Source organism: Streptomyces sp. NPDC002104 (assembly GCF_053593795.1).
This window is the reverse complement of sequence record NZ_JBSFDF010000017.1, coordinates 119,834-134,744: the sequence shown is the minus strand read 5'-3', so window position 1 is coordinate 134,744 and position 14,911 is coordinate 119,834. Positions and strand designations below refer to the sequence as shown.

18 protein-coding genes are annotated in these 14,911 nt (G+C 71.7%); 9 read left to right on the top strand and 9 right to left on the bottom strand.

Annotated elements, in window-relative coordinates:
* From ACWCP2_RS17395 to ACWCP2_RS17385, 3 genes are all read right to left on the bottom strand, one after another.
* On the bottom strand, positions 1 to 1,171 hold a 1,171-nt coding region (locus ACWCP2_RS17395; protein ID WP_450909439.1), incomplete at its 3' end, for a phytoene desaturase family protein.
* Entirely contained in the window at positions 1,164 to 1,616 is a 453-nt protein-coding gene (locus ACWCP2_RS17390) for an SRPBCC family protein (protein ID WP_450909438.1), read from the bottom strand. The genes ACWCP2_RS17395 and ACWCP2_RS17390, both read right to left, overlap by 8 nt.
* Positions 1,617 to 1,772: 156 nt before the next feature.
* The gene (locus tag ACWCP2_RS17385) at positions 1,773 to 1,928 is read right to left on the bottom strand and encodes a DUF6131 family protein (RefSeq protein ID WP_450909437.1); all 156 of its coding nucleotides are present in this window, start codon (positions 1,926 to 1,928) and stop codon (positions 1,773 to 1,775) included.
* Between the two features lie 93 nt (positions 1,929 to 2,021).
* Between ACWCP2_RS17385 and ACWCP2_RS17380 the strand changes: the two genes are divergently transcribed.
* From ACWCP2_RS17380 to ACWCP2_RS17370, 3 genes are all read left to right on the top strand, one after another.
* Positions 2,022 to 2,441, top strand: coding sequence for a hypothetical protein (locus tag ACWCP2_RS17380; RefSeq protein WP_450909436.1), 420 nt, complete (start codon positions 2,022 to 2,024; stop codon positions 2,439 to 2,441).
* Between the two features lie 23 nt (positions 2,442 to 2,464).
* Positions 2,465 to 2,890 carry an STAS domain-containing protein gene (locus ACWCP2_RS17375; protein WP_450909435.1) on the top strand — a complete coding sequence of 142 codons (426 nt, stop codon included), beginning with the start codon at positions 2,465 to 2,467 and terminating at the stop codon, positions 2,888 to 2,890.
* Between the two features lie 81 nt (positions 2,891 to 2,971).
* The gene (locus ACWCP2_RS17370) at positions 2,972 to 3,595 is read left to right on the top strand and encodes a flavodoxin family protein (protein ID WP_450909434.1); all 624 of its coding nucleotides are present in this window, start codon (positions 2,972 to 2,974) and stop codon (positions 3,593 to 3,595) included.
* A gap of 22 nt (positions 3,596 to 3,617) precedes the next feature.
* Here ACWCP2_RS17370 and ACWCP2_RS17365 read toward each other — a convergent pair whose 3' ends face one another.
* From ACWCP2_RS17365 to ACWCP2_RS17350, 4 genes are all read right to left on the bottom strand, one after another.
* Positions 3,618 to 3,977: an STAS domain-containing protein gene (locus ACWCP2_RS17365; protein WP_450909433.1), complete on the bottom strand. Its 360-nt coding sequence runs from the start codon at positions 3,975 to 3,977 to the stop codon at positions 3,618 to 3,620.
* On the bottom strand, positions 3,974 to 5,239 hold the full coding sequence (locus ACWCP2_RS17360) for a PP2C family protein-serine/threonine phosphatase (protein ID WP_450909432.1): 1,266 nt from the start codon (positions 5,237 to 5,239) through the stop codon (positions 3,974 to 3,976). Before ACWCP2_RS17360 ends, ACWCP2_RS17365 begins: the two co-directional genes overlap by 4 nt.
* The gene (locus ACWCP2_RS17355) at positions 5,239 to 6,048 is read right to left on the bottom strand and encodes an alpha/beta fold hydrolase (RefSeq protein WP_450909447.1); all 810 of its coding nucleotides are present in this window, start codon (positions 6,046 to 6,048) and stop codon (positions 5,239 to 5,241) included. Before ACWCP2_RS17355 ends, ACWCP2_RS17360 begins: the two co-directional genes overlap by 1 nt.
* A gap of 157 nt (positions 6,049 to 6,205) precedes the next feature.
* Entirely contained in the window at positions 6,206 to 6,583 is a 378-nt protein-coding gene (locus ACWCP2_RS17350; protein WP_450909431.1) for an ATP-binding protein, read from the bottom strand.
* 260 nt (positions 6,584 to 6,843) lie between these two features.
* Here ACWCP2_RS17350 and ACWCP2_RS17345 point away from each other — a divergent pair, with 260 nt between their 5' ends.
* On the top strand, positions 6,844 to 7,317 hold the full coding sequence (locus tag ACWCP2_RS17345) for a DUF2231 domain-containing protein (RefSeq protein ID WP_450909430.1): 474 nt from the start codon (positions 6,844 to 6,846) through the stop codon (positions 7,315 to 7,317).
* Positions 7,318 to 7,424: 107 nt separating this feature from the next.
* Here the strand turns inward: ACWCP2_RS17345 and ACWCP2_RS17340 are convergent, their stop codons facing one another.
* Positions 7,425 to 7,877, bottom strand: coding sequence for a hypothetical protein (locus tag ACWCP2_RS17340; RefSeq protein WP_450909429.1), 453 nt, complete (start codon positions 7,875 to 7,877; stop codon positions 7,425 to 7,427).
* Between the two features lie 247 nt (positions 7,878 to 8,124).
* Positions 8,125 to 8,925 carry a maleylpyruvate isomerase family mycothiol-dependent enzyme gene (locus ACWCP2_RS17335; protein WP_450909428.1) on the bottom strand — a complete coding sequence of 267 codons (801 nt, stop codon included), beginning with the start codon at positions 8,923 to 8,925 and terminating at the stop codon, positions 8,125 to 8,127.
* Positions 8,926 to 9,077: 152 nt separating this feature from the next.
* Between ACWCP2_RS17335 and ACWCP2_RS17330 the strand changes: the two genes are divergently transcribed.
* The 5 genes from ACWCP2_RS17330 (at position 9,078) to ACWCP2_RS17310 (ending at position 14,659) form a co-directional block, all read left to right on the top strand.
* Positions 9,078 to 9,593, top strand: a complete 516-nt coding sequence (locus tag ACWCP2_RS17330) for a DinB family protein (protein ID WP_450909427.1) — start codon at positions 9,078 to 9,080, stop codon at positions 9,591 to 9,593.
* Positions 9,594 to 9,798: 205 nt separating this feature from the next.
* Entirely contained in the window at positions 9,799 to 10,167 is a 369-nt protein-coding gene (locus tag ACWCP2_RS17325) for a PRC-barrel domain-containing protein (RefSeq protein WP_450909426.1), read from the top strand.
* 321 nt (positions 10,168 to 10,488) lie between these two features.
* Entirely contained in the window at positions 10,489 to 11,973 is a 1,485-nt protein-coding gene (locus ACWCP2_RS17320) for an aldehyde dehydrogenase family protein (protein ID WP_450909425.1), read from the top strand.
* A gap of 14 nt (positions 11,974 to 11,987) precedes the next feature.
* A complete protein-coding gene (locus ACWCP2_RS17315) occupies positions 11,988 to 13,583 on the top strand; it encodes a GMC family oxidoreductase (RefSeq protein WP_450909424.1) in 1,596 nt (531 codons plus the stop codon).
* On the top strand, positions 13,580 to 14,659 hold the full coding sequence (locus ACWCP2_RS17310; RefSeq protein WP_450909423.1) for a quaternary amine ABC transporter ATP-binding protein: 1,080 nt from the start codon (positions 13,580 to 13,582) through the stop codon (positions 14,657 to 14,659). Before ACWCP2_RS17315 ends, ACWCP2_RS17310 begins: the two co-directional genes overlap by 4 nt.
* The last annotated feature ends 252 nt before the right edge of the window (positions 14,660 to 14,911 follow it).

Below are 14,911 nucleotides of genomic sequence, written 5' to 3'. Positions count from 1 at the left end.
GGGTGTAGGCCCAGGCGGATTCCGTACCCGCCGGCGAGCGGCTGGGATCCGCCGTGGTCATCTGGCCGAACAGGGTGAACGGCTCGTCCGGTACCTGGCCCATGGCGAGCTGGGAGGCGAAGCGGGTCAGGCCGTCGATGCCGTCGGCCACGTGGACCGTCCCCGCACCGGCCGCCCGGGGGGCCGTCCACGGAACCCGTCCCGTCAGCGCCCAGTCCACCTTGAAGGTCGCGAAGTCCCACTGGAAGCGCTCCAGGTCCCGCAGGAGCCGGGCGGGAAGGTGTTCCTCGCCGACCAGGTCGCGGTACAGGACCGGCGCCGAGGTGTCGGCGAGCACGGCCCGCCGTGCGGCGACGCTCTCCCCGCCGGCCGTCACGACCCCGACCGCCGTACCGCCGCGTACGACGACGGAGGCGACCCGCTCCCCGCAGCGCAGCACTCCCCCGCGGCGGCGCAGCCGGTTCACGAGCGCGGCGGTCAGCGCGCCCGCGCCCCCTGCGGGGACCGGAAAGCCGTGGCTCTGTCCGAGCATCGACATCAGCCAGCCGAAACCGCCGCTGCCCGCGGCCTCGGGAGCCAGGTCTGCGTGGAGGGCGTTGCCGGCGAGCAGGAGCCGGCCCGCCTCTCCGGCGAACTCCTCCTCGCCCAGGCGCCGCACGGGAAGGGTCAGTTTCCGGGCCAGGCGCAACCCTCCTGAGGCAGGGAGCCCCGCGGCCAGCCGGAGCCCGGAGCGGACGGGCGGGAAGGGAGTGAACAGGGCCTGTACGAGATCCGGCCCGATCCGGCTCCACGTGCGGTACATGTCCTTCCAGGCGTCCGCGTCGGCCGCGGCGAACTCCGCGAGTCCGTCGCAGGTGTCCTGGAGCCGGCGTTCCAGGACCGCGCAGCGGCCGTCGGGCAGCGGGTGGGCCAGTACGGAGGGGGCGTGGCTCCAGCGCAGACCCTCGGCGGCGAGGTCGAGGCGGGCGAGGACCGGGGAAGCCGCGGCGAGCGGGTAGAAGGCGCTGAAGAGATCCGAAACGTAGTCGGGATGGACGCCCCGGTCGCTGCGCACGGCCCCGCCGGGCTCCGGCTGTGCTTCGAGGACCTCCACGCTCCAGCCCGCGTCCACCAGCAGGTTCGCGGCCACCAGCCCGTTGGGGCCGGCCCCGATCACCACCGCGTCAGGCACGGCGTTCCCCCGCCCGGTCCTTTTCCGCGAGCCTTGCCAGGCGGGCGAGCATCCCCCGGTGGCGGAGCTGGAGGAGAACTTCGACGGCCGGGTTGTGGAGAGCGCCGCCCACACCACGCAGGGGATGCTCGTCGCACACGATCAGGGTTTCCTCTCCCCACGGCCGGATCTGCAGGAAGATCCTCGCCGTACCCAGAGCTTTGAACGCCGCCTCCAGTTCCAGCTCCCTGCCGGGCTCCTGGTGCCGTACGGTCGTGATCCCCTCGGCCTTCCAGGGACCCAGCCGCACGGTGTACCGGAGCCGGGCTCCGACCGCGGGCCACGCATGATCGAGCGGGGTGGACTCGGACGGCCCCACGACCCATTCGCCGTAGCGCTCCGGATCTGCGAGCACCTCCCAGACGGTCTGCGGGGGGCAGTGGATCAGGTGGCTGCGTACGGCCATGGAAGAGGCCCCTCTCCGGGGAGATCGGGTGCGGCGGCAGGGATGCGGCGGCAGGGAGATCGAGTGCGGCGGCGGCGCGCGGTGCGTGGACCGCGCGTGCCCACCGCCTTCCGTGCCAATCCCGCTGCGCCGGGACGCCTGGCCGCTGGACTCCGGTCACCAGTAGTGCTTGCGGCCCCCCACGGCGTGACCGGCCGCGCCGAGGATCCAGAGAACGGCTCCGACGATCAACAGGATGATCCCGATGGTCCACAGGATCGAAATTCCCGTGACGAAACCGATGATGAGCAAAATGATGCCGAGGACGAGCATGGTGTCCTCCCACCTCGATTGATGCTTCACAACCAGGGTAGGCGCAAGCCGCATCCGGCAGCCTGTCCAGGCACGGATCGAAGGAGCGAGGCCATGATTCTCATTCTCGGACTCATCATTCTGATCATCGCCGCCGCCGTCGCCCTGATGGGAATATTCGGCAATATGGGCGTCGGCCACGGAATCGGCACACCCGGCGGGGATTTCTCGATTCTCGGATACCACGCCACCGGTTCGACCGGATCCCTTTTCCTGAGCGGAATCATCGTGGGAGCCGTGGCCCTGCTCGGCCTGGCCATGATCATGATCGGTGCCCGCCGGTCCGCCCGGCGCTCGTCGCGAGCCAGGCACGAGCGCGGGGCGTCGCGCCGCGAGGCCGCCGTGGTCGACCGCGAGCGCGACGATCTCATCAGGCAGCGTGACGACGCCCGTGCCGAGACCGGTGCCCCCGTGGCGGACACCCCTCGGGGCCGGGGCCGTGGCTGGTTCGGCCACCGAGCCGCACCCCGCTGACGCGGACGGGCGGTGCAGGCACCATGCGACTCCCCTTCCGGTCCCGCGCCACCACGGCCCGGCTCCTGCGGAGCGGCCGACGACCGACGTACGCCTCCTGGCTGGCCGGCACGCTCAGCGGGACCGGCGTGACCCCGCTGCCCGATCGCGGGGACGGCACGCTCGTCCTCGTCCTGGCCGGTGCGTTCGACCGCGGGACCTTGGCGCCGTTCCGCAGGGCCTTGGCCAAGGCCAAGGCCGGCCCGGCCCTGCAGACGATCATCGACGTCTCCGGAATCGTCTACGCCGACTCCGGACTCCTGCGGCTCCTCGTACAGGCCCATCACCAGCTCCCCCGGTTCACGGTCGCGGGCCCCCTGCCTCCCCAGCTGCGCCGGCTGCTGGAGCTGAGCGGCGCGGCTGAGCTCCTGCGCATCGCACCGGACGTCGAAGCGGCGCGCGGCACGTGAAAACCCCAAGGGGATGGACCCAAAGGGGACGAAGAGGATCGCCGGTCACATCAAAGCGGGGTGGGCGGGTAGCCGCGCATCATGGACCCCAACAAGAACACCCCGCTCCGTGCCGTCGCCCTCGTCTGCACCCTCTCCCCCTCCCCCGCCCCGTCCAGCTCCCAGCTGCTGGCCGAACAGACCATGGCGGCACTCGCCGAGCACGGAGTCACCGGAAAGACCGTCCGGATCGCCGACCACGACGTGAAGACCGGCGTGAGCACCGACCTGGGCGACGGCGACGCGTGGCCGGAGATCCGCGACACGATCCTCGGCTGCGACATCCTGATCCTGTCGACGCCCATCTGGCTCGGACATCCCTCCAGCATCGCCCAGAAGGTCATGGAGCGACTGAACGCGGAGATCTCCGAGACCGACGACGAGGGCCGGATGCTCACCTACGGCAAGGTCGCCGCGGTCTGCGTCGTCGGCAACGAGGACGGGGCACACAAGGTGAGCGCCGACCTCTACCAGGGCCTGAACGATGCCGGGTTCTCCCTCGCCCCGAACGCCGTCACCTACTGGGTCGGCGAGGCGATGCAGAGCACCGACTACCAGGACCTCGAGAAGACACCGGAGAAGACCGCGGGCACCACGGCCACCCTCGCCGCGAACACCGCCCACCTCGCCCGCTGCCTCAAGGCCGCTCCGTATCCGGCGAGCTGAGCTGCGGCTTGTTCTGGTGAGGTCAGCTCGTGGTGGGCCGCCAGGCGGCCTCGGCGGCGTCGACGGTGGGGTGGCTGGCGAAGACCTGGTCGAGACCGACCATGCGGAAGATCCGGCTCACCCGGTCGGGGACCGCGGCCAGCGCGATGGTCGCCTCGGCCGCCAGGGCATGGTTGCGCGCGGCGATGATCGCGGTGATGCCGCTCGAGTCGCAGAACGTGAGGCCGCCGAGGTCGACGGTGAGCTGCTGGCCCGGGTGCAGCTCCAGTGCCGGCAGGGCGGCGCGGACCTCGGGGGCGGTGTGGTGATCGAGGTCCCCGGCCAGTTCGATGACCGTTCCGGCGGTGCTGGTGAGGGTGCGGATGGTCAGGCTCCGGGTCACTGCTGCTCTTCACTGGTGGGTCGGGGTACGTGGATGGCCAGGACGGCGGCGTCGTCGTCCACGCCCGTGTCCAGGCTGTCGAGCAGGGACCGGACCGTGTCGATGGTGTCGGCCGCGGTGGTGGGTGCCATGGCGCGGCCGAGGCCGAGCAGGGCCTCGTCGCCGTACCTGCCCTTGCCGCCGCCCGCCGTGTGGGCTTCGGTGAGGCCGTCGGTGTGCAGGAGCAGGGTGTCGCCGGAGGCGAGGTGCACGGTGGTGGTGGCGATGTGGGCGTCGGGCAGGACGCCGATGAGTTGCCCGCCGGGCGTGGGCAGGTAGTCGGCGGTTCCGTCGGCGCGCATCAGCAGGGCGGGAGGGTGCCCGCCGCTCGCCAGGGTGATGTGGAAGCCGCCCCGGTCGCCGTCGGGCGTGAGCAAACCGAAGACGACGGTGCAGAAGCGGGGGTCGGTGCCGTTGTACTCGTGGTTCAGCACCGTGTTCAGGTTGGCCAGGACGGCGGCCGGAGCCGAGTCGTACACGGCGGCGGCGCGCAGCGTGTAGCGGACGAGGGAGGTGACGGCCGCTGCGGCTGCGCCCTTGCCGCACACGTCGCCCAGGAAGAAGCCCCAGGCGCCGGCGGCCAGGGGGAAGAGGTCGTAGAAGTCGCCGCCGACCTCGTCCGCCGAGGCGACGTGATAGTGCGCGGCCACGTCGAGGCCCGGTACGTTCGCCAGTGCCGGCGGCAGCAGGGTCCTTTGCAGGGTGACGTTCAGCCGCTTGAGGCGGTCGCGCTCCAGATCGGCTTCCTTGCGGGCGCGCAGCAGCTCCGTTTCGTAGGCCCGGCGGTCGCGGGCGTCGAAGACGGTGGTGCGGATCAGCAGCGGCTGTCCGTCGTCGCCCGACTTCACCGTCGAGGTCACCAGGACCGGCAGACGGGAGCCGTCGGCGGCCTTCAGTTCGAGGGCGATGCCGCTGACCTCGCCCTGCATGCGCAGGAGCGGGGCGAAATGGGTTTCGTGGTAGATCCGGCCGCCTACGGTCAGGAGGTCGGAGAAGTGCTTGCGGCCCACCAGGTCGCCGCGTCCGTAGCCGAGCCAGTTCAGCAGGGTCGCGTTCACCTTCGCGATCCGGCCGTCCAGCAGCGTGGACAGGTACCCGCACGGAGCGTGCTCGTACAGGTCCTCCGCGCTGTCCTCCAACAGGGCCGAGAACTGCGCCTGTTCGTCCATCGGCCCGCGTTCGTCTATGGGGCTTCCCTCTTCCGCGCCGTTGGTCTCGCACATCACCGGGCTGCTCCGGCGAACGCGGCGATCGCCGCGGCGGTCTCCTCCGGGGCGGCGAGCTGGGGGCAGTGGCCGGTCGCGTTCAGGGTGACCAGCCGGCTGCCGGGGATCCGCGACTGCACGAACGCGCCCACCCCGGGCGGCGCGATCGCGTCACTGGAGCACTCCGCGACCAGCGTGGGTACCGTCACCTTCGCGAGGTCCTCCCGGTTGTCGGACAGGAACGTGACGCGGGCGAAGACCCGCGCGATCTCCGGATCGGTCCGGCAGAAGCTGTTGGTCAGTTCCTCGCCCAGTTCCGGACGCTCCGGGTTGCCCATGATCACCGGCGCCATGGCACCGGACCAGCCCAGATAGTTCGCGTCCAGGGACTCCAGCAGCTCTTCGATGTCCTCGGCGCTGAACCCGCCCCGGTAGCCGGCGGCGGGATCGTCGATGAAACAGGGGGACGGGGCGAGCAGCACCAGACCGGCGAACGCCTCCGGCTCCCGCGCCGCGGCGAGCACGCCCATCATCGCGCTCACCGAATGCCCGACGAACGTCACCGGCCCGAGAGCCAGATCGCGGCAGATCTCCAGCACGTCGTCGACATAGCCGTCCAGCGTGGAATAGCGTTCCCGGCTCCATGCCGACAGGTCCGAGCCGCCCGACCCCACGTGGTCGAAGGGGACCACGGTGAAATCCTTCTCGAGGGCCGGCACCACCAGACGCCACATGTTCTGATCGCATCCGAACCCGTGCGCCAGCATCACCACCGGCGCACCGGCCCGCCCCGTCACCGTCACGTGATTCCTGCTCCGCACATCCATACGGCGCATCCTCCCAGACAGCCGCCCGGCAGGCCGCGTGACCACGTCGCTCGATCGATGACCTTCGAAGGCCGGAAGACCGAGACCTTGGGCGGCGGGAAGCATGTCTGCAGGCCGCCCGCCCCGAGGGCGCCGCCGGCACAGCGGAACGCGCGGTTCAGCAGGCGAAGCCAACGGGAAAGAACGCGGTGATCGTCTTGCCGCCGATGCCACGACGGATCTCCGTACGGGCGGCGATACGGTTGACGAGCAGCCAGCCGAATCCTCCCGGTACTCCGACCGGTTTGTCCGGCGTGCACGGGCACAGCGAAGACGCGTCCGACACGTCGACCGCGAGGCAGTGCTGGAGATACCGGACGTGAAAATCGGTCACACCGCCGGCGTGACGGACCGCGTTGGTGACCAGTTCCGAAACGACCAGCAGCACGTCGTCCACCAGGCGCTCCCCCAGGCCGCCGGCCGACAGGACTTCGCGGGCGATCCGTCGGGCCTCCTCGCCTTTCAGACCAGCCATACGACGCGGTGCACCTGTCATCGTCCCTCCTCTCACGACTGGCGTCTGCCCCCTTCTCCTCCACCCATCCCCTGCGGCACCCGCGCCACCCGTCCGGGAAGGTCGGGGGCCGGTCGTTCGGGTGCAGTCGTGGCCCGGGCGGGATGGCAGCGTGGTGGCGGGTAGGCGTCATGCATGAACTCACGCACCCGCGACACCGCGCCCCCGGCCGTCCCTGCGGCAGCACTCCACACCGCCTCGGCCTGCTGGCTCACAGCTCTGGACCGGCTCGAACGGACACGGTGGCCGACCCGGCCATCAGGGCCCTGCAGAAGGGCATCCGCTCGCTTCCGCTGGGCGGCGCGCGCGATCTGCTGCGCGGCAGGCCCCTGGGCCACCCCGTGCATCCCGTGCTCGTCCAGGTGCCCATCGGATGCTGGCTGTCGGCCTCGGTACTGGACGCGGTACCCGGAGCCCGGCACGCGGCGACCACCCTGACCGCCGTCGGTCTGGCCGGCGTCGCCCCGGCAGCAGTGGCCGGCTGGGCGGACTGGGCGGACCTGCCGCCCGAGCAGGCCCGGGTCGGGCTGGCCCACGCCGTCTCCAACGTGGCCGCGGTGGCCCGCTACGCCGCGTCCCTGAAGGCGCGGCTCCAGGGCCACCCGGCGAAGGGGCGGATGTGGTCCCTGGGCGGACTGGCTGCCGTGGCCGTCAGCGGTGCACTGGGCGGGCACGTGGCGTACCGGCAGGCTGTCGGAGCGCACGCCGCGACGTGAGGGTCAGCTCCGCGCACCGCTCGGTCCCGGCCCCGAGAGGGAGGCCGGCCCGGCGGCGGAGTTCCGTGCGAGCGCCCCGGCCTCCCCCGCTTGGCTGGGCCTTCGCATCAGGAAGGGGAGGAGGAGGGTGGTGTGGCCGTGTGGTCGGGATGGTGGTGGGTGCGGCGCATCGTCTTGAGCCGGGCCTCCAGGAGGTGGTCGCGCCCGCCGGCCAGCTCGTCGACGATGTCGCCTTCCACTGCGGCAAAGGGCCGGTAGTAGGTCTCGTTGTAGGCCTCGATGATCTGGAACGTCCAGTGCCCGGGGATGACGTTGCGGCCCACGATCTCGCGCTCGACCCGGGCGGCCTGCTCCTCGTGGCCCGCCTCACGCAGCAGCCTGACCGCGTCGCCGAGCTCGAAGTCCGCGGTCCCGGTCAGCTGGTGGAACCCGTAGAGATGACCGCGGGCTCGTTCCGTGGTCTCCAACGCCTTCGACAGCGCACCCAACGCGCGCACCGTCTTCTCGTCGACACCGTCCGGGACCTGATGCTCCGGGTCCATCTCGTGATTGCTGTCCATGGTGGATGTTCTGCCCGGTGGCGGCGCGACCGAGCGGCCGAGTGGGCCAAGCGGCCCAAGAGAATCTCGCCCGATGCGTTCGCACTGCCGTCCCGGCGGACGGTCGGCTTGGTGACACCCCGAGGGACGCCCCGAGGGACACCCCGAGGCCGCCGTGCGGGTTCGGGGTGCGGTGCCATGACGGACGAACCTGGCGAAGAGTCGTGTCCGACCGGTTCGCGGCGCGGCCAACCGCTCCCGCCACGTCCTACTTCTCCTCCGGCTCCCAGGCGCGGAGCAGGTCGAGCAGCCCCGGGTCCCCGTCGACGTGCAAGGAGTCGGCCTGGATCCGGTCGTACAGGTAGAGGACCAGCTCACTGGCCGTGCCGTGGACGGAGGCACCGGCTGCGTCGGAGTCCTCGCCGGTCGCTGCGGTGGGCGCGGGGATACGGGTGATGCGTGCGCCGTCGCCGTCGACGGCGAGGCGCCAGGAGCGGCCCTCGGCGGCGTGGAAGTCGAAGGCCGTGGGCTCGTGCGGCCAGGCACTCGGCGTCGCGCAGACGGTGAACAGGAACTCCTCCACACCGTCGAGTGCCAGCCCGACGGGCAGCTGCTGCGGGGAGCCCCCGGCGAGCTGGGCGTCGTAGGTGTGCACCGCGCTCTCCTGGACCCGGTGCCGGGCGGTGCCGCCGGCGGTCTGCGGTGACTGCGACGCGGGCCACCACGTCCAGCAACCGCTCTCCGGTCCCGCCGCGCGCAGGGCTTCCAGCAAAAGCCGCGTCGACGCGTCCAGCCAGGCCAGCAGGGCCTCACGCTCCTGCGGCACTTCCAGCGCGGCGCGCTCGGCCACGGCTCCGGCCGGCGGAGCGTCCGCAGACCCCGCGGCGACGATGGCGGCCCAGAAACGGTCTCCCCCACCCAGGTGCTTCACCAGATCGAACAGCGTCCACCCGGGGCAGGTCGGCACCTGCGCGTCGAGACCCGGCGCGGCGGCGACCACGGCGCGGAAGGCAGCCGACCGTTCATCGATCAGTCGCAACAGGTCAGGGAACTCAAGATTCTTTTCCACGCCGGATGTCTATCACCGTGCTCCGGTGACCGGACAGCGAGTTTCACGGTCGCCGCCGGCCCGGTGGTGGCGGTACGCCGGGCGTCGTGCCGGTGGAAGACGAGCCCGTCGCCCAGGTACCCCTCCCGACCGCCCTGGTAGCGTCCGCCGCCATGTCATCGGAACTGGAACGCCCCCCGCGCCAAGCGGATGAACGCACGGCGCTCATCGGCTGGCTGGACCTGCAACGGCGGATTCTGCGCTGGAAATGCGAAGGGCTGAGCGACGAGGACGCGCGCCGCCCGGTCATCCCGACCTCACCGGACATGACGATGGCCGGTCTCATCTCCCACATGCGCTGGACCGAGCACATATGGCTGGAAGTGCTGTTCCTCGGCGGCGACAAGAGGCAGAACCCCGCATTCGGCGAGTCGGGCAAGAACGCCGACTGGCACACCGGCGGCCGCCCCCTCGCGGAGCTCCTCGCGGAGTACGAGGCCCAGTGCACCCGCAGCAACGCGATCGTTGCCGCGGCGGACCTGGACGACACCGGCTGCCACCCCGACTTCCACGACAGCAGCGCCAACCTCCGCTGGATGCTGATTCACCTCGTCGAGGAGACGGGCCGGCACGCAGGGCACGCGGACATCGTCAGGGAGCTGCTCGACGGCACGAAGGGCTACTACTAGGCCGCCTCTTTCGGATGTTGCCGGGCCCGGGGCCGGGGCCGGCACGATTCCCCCGTGCGATCGAGTGCGTGAACTCCGAAAGTCAGGGCATCCGAAGTTCAGGCGGAATGCAGCACGTCCGTCGAGCACGACGTACGGAACAAGGAGGACCGGCGGAGAATTCGCTTCCCGCCGTCCCCCGTTGACCGGAGGAGTTGTTTTTCGCGTGACTGAACATGTGTGGAGTTACCAGCCGACTTCGGGCCACCTGGCCGGCACCGATCTGACCGGCTACAAGGTCGAGGCGACCGACGGCGGCATCGGCAAGGTCGACAAGCACTCCGACGAGGTCGGTGACGCCTACCTGGTGGTCGACACCGGGGTCTGGATCTTCGGCAAGGAGGTCCTGCTGCCGGCGAGCACGGTGGTCAGGGTCGACCCGGAGGACAAGAAGGTCTTCGTCGACCGCACCAAGGAACAGATCAAGAACGCCCCCGAGTTCCACCGGGACAAGCACCTCGGCGACGCCGGGTACCGAGAGGAGCTGGGCACCTACTACGGCACCGGCGCCCCCTTCGGCGGCCGCCCCGCCTGATCGCTTCCCCCGCACGACGACGGCGGTCCCGGCACCCTCCTGGGTGTCGGGACCGCCGTCGTGCTGACCGCCGAAGACCCTGCACCCCTTGCGCCCCTTGCGCCCCTTGCCTGCCGCGACCTGCCCGCGACGGGCCGTCCCGGCGCTCCCCGATGCGCCCGATATGACCCGATACATACCGAACATCCCCAGAGTGACGGGGCGTGACTCCCGTCACTTCCAGTGACGGATGGGACATGGCTTCCGCGAACCGGGGCACCGGGGAACGAACAACACCACCGCGGGTGAGCCGCAGTGGTGGAATCGGAGGTAAAGCGAGTCGTGTCCGAGCAGACGACCATCCACATCGACGGGACCTGGCGTTCCGCAGTCACAGGAGCCACCCGGGAGATCCTCGACCCGGCGGACGCCACGGTCCTCGCCGTCGTCGCCGAGGGCGGCACCGCGGACACCGACGCGGCCGTCAGCGCCGCCCGCGCGGCCTTCGACGGCGGGGAGTGGCCCCGGACCCCCGTCCTGCAGCGCGCCGCCCTGCTGCGCCGCACCGCCGATCTGCTGCACCGCGACCGCGAAAGCCTCGGTCTGCTGGAAAGCCGCGACGCGGGCAAGACCCTGGAAGAGGGCCGCGTGGACGTGGACTGCGTCGCCGACGCCTTCCGCTATTTCGCCGACCTCGTCGCCGGAGAGAGCGCGGGCCGCGTGATCGACGCGGGCACCCCCGACGTCCACAGCGTCGTCGTCCACGAGCCTGTCGGGGTCTGCGCCCTGATCACCCCGTGGAACTACCCCCTCCTCCAGGCCTCCTGGAAGATCGCTCCCGCCCTCGCCGCGGGCAACACCTTCGTGCTCAAGCCCAGCGAGATCACCCCGCTGTCCACGGTCGCCCTCATCGGCCTGCTGGCGGAGGCCGGTCTCCCGGCCGGCGTCGCGAACCTGGTCACCGGCCCCGGCGACCCCGTCGGCGCGCGCCTCGCCGCCCACCCCGACGTCGACCTCGTCTCCTTCACCGGCGGTCTCACCAGCGGTACGAAGGTGATGCGCGCGGCCGCGGACTCCGTCAAGAAGGTCGCACTCGAACTCGGCGGCAAGAATCCCAACGTCGTCTTCGCCGACGCCTGCGCCACCGAGGAAGACTTCGACACCGCCGTCGACCAGGCCCTGAACGCCGCCTTCATGCACAGCGGCCAGGTCTGCTCCGCCGGGTCCCGGCTCATCGTCGAGGAGAGCGTTGCCGAGCGCTTCGTCGCCGAACTGGCCCGCCGGGCCGACCGGATCCGCCTCGGCCGCGGCACCGACCCGGGCGTGGAATGCGGGCCGCTGGTGTCCGCGGCCCAGCGCGAACGCACCGAGGAGTACGTGGCCTCCGCCCTCGCCGAGGGTGCCGTACTCCGCTCCGGGGGCGAACGCCCCGACGGGCCGGGCTACTTCTACCGGCCCACGGTCCTGGACCGCTGCCACCGCGGGATGCGCGTCGTACGGGAGGAGGTCTTCGGCCCGGTCCTGACCGTCGAGACCTTCCGTACCGAGGCCGAAGCCGTCGCGCTCGCCAACGACACCGAGTACGGGCTCGCCGGCGCGGTGTGGACCTCCGACCCGGGCCGTGGCCGCCGCGTGGCCGGCCGGCTGCGCCACGGCACCGTCTGGATCAACGACTTCCACCCCTACCTCCCGCAGGCGGAGTGGGGCGGCTTCGGCAAGTCCGGCATCGGACGCGAACTGGGCCCGTCGGGACTGGCCGAGTACCGCGAGTCCAAGCACGTGTACCAAAACCTCGCCCCGCGCCCCGTGCGCTGGTTCGCGGGCTGAAGGAGGAGCAGAGCATGACCACTCCCACGCACCGTCCCACCCCCACGCAGCGTCCCACCCCCACGGACCGTCCCACCCCCGCGGAGCAGGAGTACGACTACGTCGTCGTCGGCGGCGGCACCGCCGGCTCCGTGATCGCCTCCCGCCTCACCGAGGACCCTGACGTCACCGTCGCCGTCATCGAGGGCGGTCCCAGCGATGTCGACCGCCCCGAAGTCCTCACCCTGCGGCGCTGGATGGGCCTGCTCGGCGGCGAGCTCGACTACGACTACCCCACCACCGAGCAGCCCCGCGGCAACTCGCACATCCGTCACAGCCGCGCCCGCGTCCTCGGCGGCTGCTCCTCGCACAACACCCTGATCGCCTTCAAGCCGCTCCCGTCCGACTGGGACGAGTGGGCGCAGGCGGGAGCCGAGGGCTGGCACGCGGCCGCCATGGACCCGTACTTCGACCGGCTCCTGAACAACATCGTCCCGGTGGACGAGAAGGACCGCAACGCCATCGCGCGCGACTTCGTCGACTCCGCGCAGAGCGCCCTGGGCGTCCCGCGCATCGAGGGCTTCAACCGCAAGCCCTTCCACGAGGGCGCCGGCTTCTTCGATCTCGCCTACCACCCCGAGGACAACAAGCGCTCCTCCGCGTCGGTGGCCTACCTCCACCCCGTCATGGACCGGCGCCCCAACCTCACCATCCTCCTGGAGACCTGGGCCCACCGCCTGGAATTCGACGGCACCCGGGCGCGCGGAGTCCGCGTACGCGCCTCGGACGGTACGGAGTCCCTGGTGACCGCCCGCCGCGAGGTCCTGGTGTGCGCCGGCGCGGTGGACACCCCCCGGCTGCTGCTGCACTCGGGCATCGGCCCGCGCGCGGACCTGGAAGCCCTCGGCATCGCCCCGGTGCACGACCTGCCCGGCGTGGGCGAAAACCTGCTCGACCACCCCGAGTCGGTGATCGTCTGGGAGACCGACGGCCCGATACCGGAGAACTCCGCGATGGACAGCGACGCGGGGCTGTTCGTCCGGCGCGACCCCGGATCCGCCGGACCCGACCTGATGTTCCACTTCTACCAGGTCCCCTTCACCGACAACCCCGAGCGCATCGGCTACGAACGGCCCGCGCACGGCGTGTCGATGACCCCCAACATCCCCAAGCCCCGCAGCCGCGGCCGCCTCTACCTGACCAGCGCGGACCCCGAGGTCAAACCGGCCCTGGACTTCCGCTACTTCACGGACGAGGACGACTACGACGGCCGGACCCTGGTGGACGGCATCAAGCTCGCCCGCGAGATAGCCGCCACCCAGCCGCTCGCCGGCTGGCTCAAGCGGGAAGTGTGCCCCGGCCCGGAGATCACCGGCGACGAAGAGCTGAGCGCCTACGCCCGCTCCGTCGCGCACACCGTCTACCATCCGGCCGGCACCTGCCGGATGGGCGCCGCCGACGATCCCGGCGCCGTCGTGGACCCGGAGCTGAAGATCCGCGGGCTCGAAGGCATCCGCATCGCGGACGCCTCCGTCTTCCCCACCATGCCCGCCGTCAACCCGATGATCGGAGTGCTCATGGTCGGCGAGAAAGCCGCCGAACTGCTGGCCCGCGAAGGGGGCACCCGGTGAACACGAACCCCGCCACCCCCGCCGCACCCCCCGTGTTCACCGTGGACGGCCTGTGGAAGGTCTTCGGCCCCGACAAGGCGGCCGCGAAGGTCCCCGGCTCCCCCGATGCCGACCTGTCCGCCGCCGAACTGCGCGAGCGCACCGGATGCACCGCCGCCGTCCGCGACGTCTCCTTCGACGTCCGCAAGGGCGAGGTCTTCGTCGTGATGGGCCTGTCGGGCTCCGGCAAGTCCACCCTCGTACGCTGCCTCACCCGGCTCATCGAACCCACCGCCGGAAGCCTCTCCATCGACGGCGAGGACGTCCTCGCGATGGACGCCACCCGGCTGCGCGCCCTGCGCCGCCACCGCACCGCCATGGTCTTCCAGCACTTCGGCCTGCTCCCGCACCGCACCGTCCTCGACAACGTGGCGTACGGACTGGAGATCCAGGGCGTCAGCCGCGGCGACCGACGGGCCAAGGCCGCCGAACTCGTCGCCAAGGTCGGCCTCGAAGGGCTGGAGGAGCGCCGCCCCGGCCAGCTCTCCGGCGGCCAGCAACAGCGCGTCGGCCTGGCCCGGGCCCTCGCAGCCGACCCCGAAGTGCTCCTGTTCGACGAGCCGTTCAGCGCACTCGACCCCCTCATCCGCCGCGAGATGCAGGAGGAGGTCGCCCGGCTCCACCACGAGGAGGGCCGCACCATGGTCTTCATCACCCACGATCTCGCCGAGGCCCTGCGCCTGGGCGACCGGATCGCGCTGATGCGTGACGGCCGCATCGTGCAGCTCGGCACGCCCGAGGAGATCGTCGGCTCGCCCGCCGACGACTACGTACGGGACTTCGTCCGCGACGTCCCCCGCGAACAGGTGCTCACCGTCCGCACCGCGATGCGCCCCGCCGCCGCGGGCGAGGCCGACCGGGGCCCCGCACTGAGCCCCGCCACCACCGTGGTCGAGGCCATCGAGGCCGTCGCCCGCAGCGGTGGCCCGGCCCGCGTGGTCGACCGCGGCCGCTGCCTGGGCATCGTGGACGACGCGGGGCTGCTCGCCGTCGTCGCCGGGCTCCCGGCCGCCACCGGACGGGGGGTGGCGGCATGACCCGCCCCGCCCGCCCCGCGCCCCCCGTCCCCGATGCCCGGAGGTGGTGCGCATGACCGCGACCCCGACCCGTACCCCGGCAGACACCCCGGCCGACACCCCGGCCGGCACCCGCGCCGGCGCCCCTTCGGAAGCCCCGCAGTCCTCCGAACGGCCCGCCGGCCCGCGTCACTCGCGCGGCGCGTCCGCGCAGCAGGACCGCCCCCGCACAACCCTGCCCGGCCGCGCCTGGCGTCGCCGGATCCTCCTCCC

What these genes read in the sequence shown, in the direction of transcription:
- ACWCP2_RS17390 (WP_450909438.1), bottom strand. Translation starts at nt 1,616, where the DNA reads ATGGCCGTACGCAGCCACCTGATCCACTGCCCCCCGCAGACCGTCTGG.
- ACWCP2_RS17385 (WP_450909437.1), bottom strand. Translation starts at nt 1,928, where the DNA reads ATGCTCGTCCTCGGCATCATTTTGCTCATCATCGGTTTCGTCACGGGA.
- ACWCP2_RS17380 (WP_450909436.1), top strand. Translation starts at nt 2,022, where the DNA reads ATGATTCTCATTCTCGGACTCATCATTCTGATCATCGCCGCCGCCGTC.
- ACWCP2_RS17375 (WP_450909435.1), top strand. Translation starts at nt 2,465, where the DNA reads ATGCGACTCCCCTTCCGGTCCCGCGCCACCACGGCCCGGCTCCTGCGG.
- ACWCP2_RS17370 (WP_450909434.1), top strand. Translation starts at nt 2,972, where the DNA reads ATGGACCCCAACAAGAACACCCCGCTCCGTGCCGTCGCCCTCGTCTGC.
- ACWCP2_RS17360 (WP_450909432.1), bottom strand. Translation starts at nt 5,239, where the DNA reads ATGTGCGAGACCAACGGCGCGGAAGAGGGAAGCCCCATAGACGAACGC.
- ACWCP2_RS17355 (WP_450909447.1), bottom strand. Translation starts at nt 6,048, where the DNA reads ATGGATGTGCGGAGCAGGAATCACGTGACGGTGACGGGGCGGGCCGGT.
- ACWCP2_RS17350 (WP_450909431.1), bottom strand. Translation starts at nt 6,583, where the DNA reads ATGACAGGTGCACCGCGTCGTATGGCTGGTCTGAAAGGCGAGGAGGCC.
- ACWCP2_RS17340 (WP_450909429.1), bottom strand. Translation starts at nt 7,877, where the DNA reads ATGGACAGCAATCACGAGATGGACCCGGAGCATCAGGTCCCGGACGGT.
- ACWCP2_RS17330 (WP_450909427.1), top strand. Translation starts at nt 9,078, where the DNA reads ATGTCATCGGAACTGGAACGCCCCCCGCGCCAAGCGGATGAACGCACG.
- ACWCP2_RS17315 (WP_450909424.1), top strand. Translation starts at nt 11,988, where the DNA reads ATGACCACTCCCACGCACCGTCCCACCCCCACGCAGCGTCCCACCCCC.